Annotated in this window: 9 protein-coding genes; 2 read left to right on the plus strand and 7 right to left on the minus strand. The window is 66.9% G+C overall.

Annotated elements, in window-relative coordinates; all coding sequences use genetic code 11:
* Positions 1 to 198 precede the first annotated feature (198 nt).
* The 5 genes from AC1DJT_RS31880 to AC1DJT_RS31900 form a co-directional block, all read right to left on the minus strand.
* A complete protein-coding gene (locus AC1DJT_RS31880) occupies positions 199 to 1,374 on the minus strand; it encodes a phosphoserine transaminase (RefSeq protein ID WP_476835637.1) in 1,176 nt (391 codons plus the stop codon).
* A gap of 528 nt (positions 1,375 to 1,902) precedes the next feature.
* Positions 1,903 to 2,151 carry a hypothetical protein gene (locus tag AC1DJT_RS31885; protein WP_441487978.1) on the minus strand — a complete coding sequence of 83 codons (249 nt, stop codon included), beginning with the start codon at positions 2,149 to 2,151 and terminating at the stop codon, positions 1,903 to 1,905.
* Positions 2,152 to 2,292: 141 nt separating this feature from the next.
* Entirely contained in the window at positions 2,293 to 2,964 is a 672-nt protein-coding gene (locus tag AC1DJT_RS31890) for an SOS response-associated peptidase (RefSeq protein ID WP_476769361.1), read from the minus strand.
* A 79-nt stretch (positions 2,965 to 3,043) separates the two neighbouring features.
* A complete protein-coding gene (locus AC1DJT_RS31895; RefSeq protein WP_476835638.1) occupies positions 3,044 to 3,358 on the minus strand; it encodes a hypothetical protein in 315 nt (104 codons plus the stop codon).
* Positions 3,359 to 3,637: 279 nt separating this feature from the next.
* Positions 3,638 to 4,153, minus strand: coding sequence for a hypothetical protein (locus AC1DJT_RS31900; RefSeq protein ID WP_476769359.1), 516 nt, complete (start codon positions 4,151 to 4,153; stop codon positions 3,638 to 3,640).
* A 337-nt stretch (positions 4,154 to 4,490) separates the two neighbouring features.
* On the opposite strand from AC1DJT_RS31900, the gene AC1DJT_RS31905 reads away from it, so the two are divergent.
* Complete coding sequence (locus AC1DJT_RS31905) at positions 4,491 to 4,757, plus strand: hypothetical protein (protein WP_441638486.1); 267 nt, start codon at positions 4,491 to 4,493, stop codon at positions 4,755 to 4,757.
* 6 nt (positions 4,758 to 4,763) lie between these two features.
* Here AC1DJT_RS31905 and AC1DJT_RS31910 read toward each other — a convergent pair whose 3' ends face one another.
* Positions 4,764 to 6,005: an MFS transporter gene (locus tag AC1DJT_RS31910; protein WP_476835639.1), complete on the minus strand. Its 1,242-nt coding sequence runs from the start codon at positions 6,003 to 6,005 to the stop codon at positions 4,764 to 4,766.
* 189 nt (positions 6,006 to 6,194) lie between these two features.
* On the opposite strand from AC1DJT_RS31910, the gene AC1DJT_RS31915 reads away from it, so the two are divergent.
* Positions 6,195 to 6,764, plus strand: coding sequence for a helix-turn-helix domain-containing protein (locus AC1DJT_RS31915; RefSeq protein ID WP_476835640.1), 570 nt, complete (start codon positions 6,195 to 6,197; stop codon positions 6,762 to 6,764).
* Between the two features lie 10 nt (positions 6,765 to 6,774).
* Here AC1DJT_RS31915 and AC1DJT_RS31920 read toward each other — a convergent pair.
* Positions 6,775 to 7,323, minus strand: a 549-nt coding sequence (locus tag AC1DJT_RS31920) for a methyl-accepting chemotaxis protein (RefSeq protein ID WP_476835641.1), incomplete at its 5' end; no start/stop codon positions are given.

Raw genomic sequence — 7,323 nt, forward strand, 5'->3', positions numbered from 1 at the left:
CGCGGAGAGCGGGCTAAAATGGAGAAGGTCGTCATGGCCGCCGCTTGCGGCGACCATCCACGTCTTCGCGCGGGTCAGGCCCGCGTCTGGGCAAAAGGACTGGCCCGACCTGCTGTCATCGTCCGGCCCGTCATCGGCGTCGCAAGCGGCGATGGTCGGGACAAGCCCGACCATGACGTGCAGCTCGGCGCGACAGCGTTACGCCGCCTTCTTCAACCCGGCCTTGGCCTCGTTGAAGGCATAGGTGATCCAGGGCAGCAGCGCCTTCAGATCGCGGCTCTGCACGGTTGCGCCGCACCAGATCCGCAGGCCGGGAGGGGCGTCGCGATAATGCCCGAGATCGAAGCCAGCGCCGGCCTTCTCGATGATCGACACCACCTGCTTGGCAAAGGCCGCCTGCGCGTCGGCCGGCAGTGCCGTCACCGCCGGGTCGGTGAACTTCAGGCAGACCGAGGTGTTCGAGCGCGTCTTCGGCTTCACCGCGAGGAAATCGATCCAGTCATTCTCGCGCACGAACTTGGCGAGCACGCGGGCATTGCCGTCGGCGCGCTTCACCAGTCCGTCCAGCCCGCCGACCTTCTTCGCCCAGTGCAGCRCATCGAGATAGTCCTCGACCGCGAGCATCGAGGGCGTGTTGATCGTCTCGCCGACAAAAATGCCCTCGGAGAGCTTGCCGCCGGAGGTCATGCGGAAAACCTTCGGCAGCGGCCAGGCCGGCTTGTAGGTCAGGAGGCGTTCGACGGCGCGTGGTGAGAGCACGATCATGCCATGGGCCGCTTCGCCGCCCAGAACCTTCTGCCAGGAGAAGGTSRYGACATCGAGYTTCKCCCAGTCGAGGCGCTGGGCAAAGGYGGCCGAGGTKGCGTCGCAGATSGTCAGGCCCTCGCGGTCATCSGCGATCCAGCTSGCGTCGATGACGCGGACGCCGGACGTCGTGCCGTTCCAGGTGAAGACGACGTCGCGGTCCTTCGTGTCGACCTTTTTCAGGTTCGGCAGCTCGCCATAGGGCGCATTGAAGATGCGGACATCGCTGAGCTTGAGCTGCTTGGCGACATCGGTCACCCATCCCTCGCCAAAGCTCTCCCAGGCGAGCATGTCGACGCCGCGGGCTCCGAGCAGCGACCACATCGCCATCTCGACCGCGCCGGTATCGGAGGCGGGCACGATGCCGATGCGGTAATCCGCCGGCACCTGCAGGATCTCACGGGTCAGGTCGATCGCAAGCTTGAGCTTGTCCTTGCCGATCTTGGCACGGTGCGAGCGGCCGAGCGCCGCATCTGACAGGGCTTTAAGGGACCAGCCGGGGCGCTTGGCGCAGGGGCCGGACGAGAAATGCGGCACGCGCGGACGCGTGGCCGGAACAGTATTCGCCATCGATGTCTCCATCCTTACAGATGGGCGCGCCGCGTTGGGGCGGCGTGTCCCGTCGATGGGGGTAGGGGATCAGGGCGGGGGGAGTCAAGCGGCGGGCTTATTGTAGCGCGAACAATCAAATGGCAATGAACGAAGGATCAAATGGTGACAGATTGGATTTCAGAATAGCGGTTGCCGCGCCACGGCCAGGAAGTCACTAGCGGTGGGATTGCCGGGAGCAGGAAGCCCGCCCCGAATGGCACCCTCGAAATGTCACGTCACGTATTTGATAGCCACTGTGCGGCATCAACCAGCTGACTCATCGTTATGGTGCTGGCGTGGTTCATCCCTTGGGTTGAGCAATGCGCCGAAAGCCGGTGTTGAATCTCTTGAACGTCGGCGCTCTGATGGGACCAGCCGAGGTGAGCTTGGTTTCGTCCGCCCCCCGGTCAGAGCCGGGCTGGCAGGCGACTGCCGGGCCGGCTCGCCCAGCCGCGATGACAGAGTAAAGCCTGCTGGACGTGTAGCCACGATCGAGCCTCGCCCGGCTCAATCCCCCGTCATCGTCATCTCTGCATCCATCGCCTTCATCTTCGGATTGGCGGCACAAAACGCCCTGATCCTGGCTGCGACATCGGCCGGTGTCCTGTCCCTGGCGGCATGGCCAGCCGGCTTGTGGCCGCCATTCCTGAGATAGGCGGCGCAGGTCATCTCCGGGTCGGTGATCGCGGCTGACGCCGGGGAGGAGAGGAGGAGGCAGGCGAAAGCCGCGGCAAGCGCGCGGGAGGCGAGAGGCATGATGGTTGTCCTGAACGGCCGGGCCATGCGGCCCTTTTGCGCCGCTCCTGCACCGCCCGGCCGTGCGGCGCAACGACGCTGACCGACGCCCTGGTCTGCAGGCAGGGCATTGCAGAAGAGCCGGGGTTTCGCGTGAGCCGGCTAACCCAACGGCGTGATCGTCCCGGGATCGTCATCGCCGACGCTGCTCTTGTTGACGCGGCGGTCSACGATCCAGTCGCGCAGCGCCGGCGGCGGATCGGTCAGCAGCTTTTCGCCGGCGGAGCCATCGAGCCAGACGTCGAAATCCCTGGGGTGGAGCATGCAGGGCATGCGGTCATGCAGTGTCGCGATGCCGGCGACGGGATCGCGCACGATGATCGTGCAGCTGATGATTTCCTGCCCGGTCTCCGGGTCCTTCCAGCGTTCCCAGAGCCCGGCAAAGGCGAGCAGGGCGCCGTCGGCGGCGCTGATGAAATGCGGGGTCTTGTCGCCCTTCGGGCCGGTCCATTCGAAGAAGCCGCTGGCTGGGATGACGCAGCGCCGGCTCCTGAAGGCCGAGCGGAAGGTCGGCTTCGTCGCGACCGATTCGACGCGAGCATTGAAAGTGGCGCCGACCTCGTTCGGCCTGCCCTTGTGCCAGGGCGGAATCAGCCCCCAGCGCGCCGGGATGAGTTCGCGGCCGAGCGGCGTCCTGACGATGATCCGCACCGTGTCGGTCGGCGCGAGATTGTAATGCGGCTGGAGATTGGCCCGCTCGGTCGGCACCGTCAGCGGCTGGCTGAAGGCGACGATCTCCTCCCAGGTAAAGGCCTGGCTGAAGCGTCCACACATGGCGTCATCCTCCCGACCGGGGAGGGGCAGGATGATGCCGTGGCGGTGGCGCTGTAAAGCGCGACGCGCTCGCGCCCGTTCAGATCTTCTTGTCGGTGATCACGCCGGTCCGCATGGTGCCGCTTGCTTCCAGCTGCTTCTTGATCTCGTCGCGGATCTTGTCGGCGATCTCGCCCTTGGCCTTGGGATCGAGCTGGTCGAACTGTTCCTTGGTCAGACCGAACTTGGCGAGCATGGCGGTGTGCATGCGCTCGGCCGGCGTCATCTGGGCGTGCTTGAGGAAATCCGTTTCCGCCGTCTTCTGCGCGGCGGACTTGTAGGCGACCTTGGCAACGGTCTTGAAGGCATCGGCAAGCGACGTGGCCGGCTGGGACGACGAGATTGAAATCGACATGGCAACCTCCGGGCTGGTTGCACGCGTCACGCAAGGGGCGGGCCAGCGACGCTTCCGGAGAAGTCTTTGTTTTTCAATGCTTTATTGATTGTCTTCGGTGCTGCTGCACGCGCAATCCCGGCAGGCGGGAAGAAACTGCCGGGCAATTCCTTCCCGGGACGGTGCGAGGACACCTCTCCCGGATTGAAGTCGGATGTTCCCGATTTCGATACTTCCGAGAGCTGATCTCGGGCAGGCCCGAGATCAGGGAGAGGGGAAGCGGGGCGCCTTGCGCCTGTCTCAGACGCCCTTCAGCTTGGTGTTGCACTGGCTGTAATAGCCKCCGCCCTTCTGGATCCATTTCAGGTCGCCATTGCCGCCATTGGCCTTGTTGATGTTGTACTGGTCGTTGCAGGTCTTGAAACGCTGCTTGCCGGCGGTCTCGGAAGCGTATTTCGGGTCGACCTTGGCCGGAAAGACAGCATTGCCCATGGCGGCTGGCATGGCGGCGTGCGGCTTCGCCTGAGCCGGCGCGGCGGCCGGCGCTGCCATCTGCGGCTTCGGCTGGGCGGCGGCTGGTGCGGCGGTCGGGGCAGCAGCCGGCGTGGCGGCGGCCGGCGTGGCGGCATCGCTGCACTGGCTCTTGCGGAAGTCGTTCCAGGATTGGCCACCCAGCGTATTGCCGGTCTTGGCGGCGTTATATTTCGTGCTGCATTCCTTCATGGTCAGGGCCTGGGCCGGTGTCGCGGCCGGCAGGACGAAGCCGCCCGCGAGCGCAAACAGGCCGAGGGCAAGCGCAGTGCTGGTCTTGGTCATGGTCATCGCCTCCTGACGGGGCATGCCCGTCGGCGGAACCTGGGCCGGGCGAGCGCATCCCATCCCGGTCAGGTCTCCGGAAAGGAGGATATTCCTCGTAAAATGAACGGTCCATGAGGGATTTCGGCCCTGACGATCACGGTTTTGAGGTTGTCGGCCCATGCGTCGGATGCGGCTGCGCCCGAGACGAGGTCAAGCATGGTGGGAAGGGGCCGGCGCTTCGCATCTTCTCCGGCCAGAAGAGAGGCGCCGGGGTCCATCGTTGTGCCACCGGGCTTGACCGCGCCGCTTCCGTCTCGTCCATGGGGCCAAACCAGCAGAGGAACCGGAGACGGACATGGCCAGGAAGACGCCGGAGCAACTCACCAAGGAGTTCGAGGGCCGCAAGGCGAAGGGGCTGGCCAAGGGCGGTGCCGCCTATTGGCCGAATGTTCTCGCGAACGCGGTGCTGAAGCTCGCAGCGAGCGGCAACGAGGTCAGCCTCGCGGCGCTGAGCGAGCAGCTCTCCAGGGATGCCGAGGCGCAGGACGTCACGCTGAAGGCGGGCGCGGCCGAGGCGATCGCGCGGCTGGGCCAGGCGGTGGCGCGGGCAGCGGAGGGCTAAGCGGCCTCAGCGGTTCCCGCCCGCGAGCCTGCTTGCCTCGGGAAGCCGGCGTAGCCGCCACATGGCCCAGCAGCCGGCGGCGGGGCCGAGCGCCAGCACCGAGAAGGCCGCCGTCCACCCGAAGGCCGAGACGAAATGCGGCACGAGGTGAATCGAGACAAGCGTCACCAGGAAGCCGGCGCAGGTCTGCGCCGTGATCATGGTCCCGACCAGCGAGGGCTCAGCGAGCTCGGCGACACTGGCCGAGAACTGGGCGGAGTCGGCCACGGCCGAGATGCCCCAGAGGATCGCGACGACAGCCAGCATGACAGGGGCTGCGGCGAGCCAGCCGATCGCAAGCGCGCAGGCGCCGCTCAGCGCCATGGCGCCGATGGTGACAGCGGTGCGGCCGAGCCTGTCGGCCAGCCAGCCGCCGAGCCAGGCGCCGAGCGCGCCGGAGGCGACGGCGAAGAAGGTCAGCACTGCGGCTGCGCCGTGCCCGGCCTGCGGACCGCGGCCGGCGATGGTCTGCTGCAGGAACACGCCGAGCCAGGCCCACATGGCGTAGAGCTCCCACATGTGGCCGCAATAGCCGGCATTTGCGAGACGCAGCGCAGGGTTGCGCCAGGCCTGGGCKAACTGGCCGAGAGCGAGACCGGCGCGTCGGACGAGATGGGGCCCGAGCCCGGCAAACAGGATGAGGACGGCGCCGCATAGCGTCGAGGCGGCGGCGCCGAGATAGATGCCGCGCCAGCCTATGCCCTCGAAGGCACCGAGCAGATGCGGGCTCGCCGAGCCGATGACGAGGGCGCCGACCAGGAGGCCGATCAGCAGGCCGAGGTCCTTGTTCGCCCAGGTCGCGGCGATGCGCATGCCGACCGGGTAGATGCCGGCCATGCACAGGCCGGTCAGGACCCGCAGGGCGATCGTCACCGGCCCGACCGGCGGCAGCAACGCGAGCGCAGCGGTCAGCGCAGCCGCTGCCGCGCCGGAGAGAGCAAAGAGGCGGCGCGGATCGAAGCGGTCGGCCAGGCCGAGCAGGCTGCTCGCGAGCGTGCCGAGGACGAAGCCGGCCTGGACGGAACTGGTGAGCAGCACTTCGCTCAGCGGGTCGAGCGGCTGCTCCCGCCGGATCGCCACGATCGCCGCGGCCGAGGCGAACCAGGCCGCCATTGCCAGGGTTTCGGCGAGGAGGAGGAGCGCAAGCGAGCTCGCCTTCGCGGCATAGGGGGTGGTGGTCCCGCCGGGAGTTCGGAGTCCAGGATGCATCGCTCACCGGCCTTCTGCGCCCGTGCGGAACCGTCCGAAGGCACTCTGGCGTCTCCTATAGTATACGTATGGCTTCTATAGAAGACGATTCAGGTATGAGGCATCATTTTTCGGGTCGAGCCTCTTGAGCGGACGGGCGAGACGCGGAAGAGCTTAGGATCCGCCTCAGAAGCTGACCATCGAGAGTCCATGCGTTCCCAGAGCCCAGACGACCCCAATCAGGCCATCGCCGCCCGCATCCGGATCGAACGGGACACGCGCGGCTGGTCGCTGGCCGATCTCGCCGAGCGTTCAGGCGTCTCGAAGGCGATGATCAGCAAGATCGAGCGCGGCGATGCGAGCCCGACGGCAACCGTGCTCGGGCGGCTGTCGGGAGCTTTTGGCCTGTCGCTCTCGGTGCTGTTGGCCCTGGCCGAGCGCTCGGAAGACCGCATCAGCCGCCATGGCCATCAGCCGGTCTGGCAGGACCCGGAAACCGGCTACGTTCGCCGGACGATCTCGCCGCCCTCCGGAGATATTCTCGAGCTGCTGCAGATCACGCTGCCGCCCGGTGTGCGGGTGCCGTATCCGGCCGCCGCCTTCCTGTTCCAGCGCCAGCAGATCTGGGTTCTGCAGGGCGAGCTCGAATTCCGCGAAGGCGGCGTCACCCACACCCTGCAGCAGGGTGACTGCCTGCAACTCGGGCCGCCGGCGGATTCGTCCTTCTTCAACCCGGGCGCGGACGAGAGCGTCTATCTCGTCGCCCTCGTCCGGAGATAGGCCAGGGTTCCTAGGCTGCCCGGTGCCGTGCCGCCGCGCGCTGCTCCTGCGTGCGGAAAGCTGCGACGAGCTGGTTCAGCCGCTCGATCTGGCTGAGCAGAGTCCGGGCCGAGGCTGCGCTCTGTTCGGCGAGAGCCGCGTTGCTCTGGGTGATCTCGTCCATATGGCTGACGGTCTGGCTCATCTCGTCGATGCCATTGGCCTGTTCGCCGGACGCCACCGCGATCTCGTTGACGGTGCCGGAGACGCGCATCGAGGCATCGACGATCTTCTCCAGCGTGCCGCCGGCGAGGCGGACGAGCCGGACGCCTTCGGCGACCTCGGCATCGGAAGATCCGATCAGCCCGGTGATGTCCTTGGCGGCTTCAGCCGAGCGCTGGGCAAGCGCCCGGACCTCGGCTGCGACGACGGCAAAGCCGCGTCCGGCATCGCCGGCGCGCGCCGCTTCGACCGCGGCGTTGAGCGCGAGAAGGTTGGTCTGGAAGGCGATGCCGTCGATCACCGTGGTGATCTCCGAGATCTTCTTCGAGGCCTGCTCGATACGGGTCATGGCATCGAT

The sequence above is a fragment of the Allobosea sp. 05T422_2 genome, assembly GCF_056396265.1.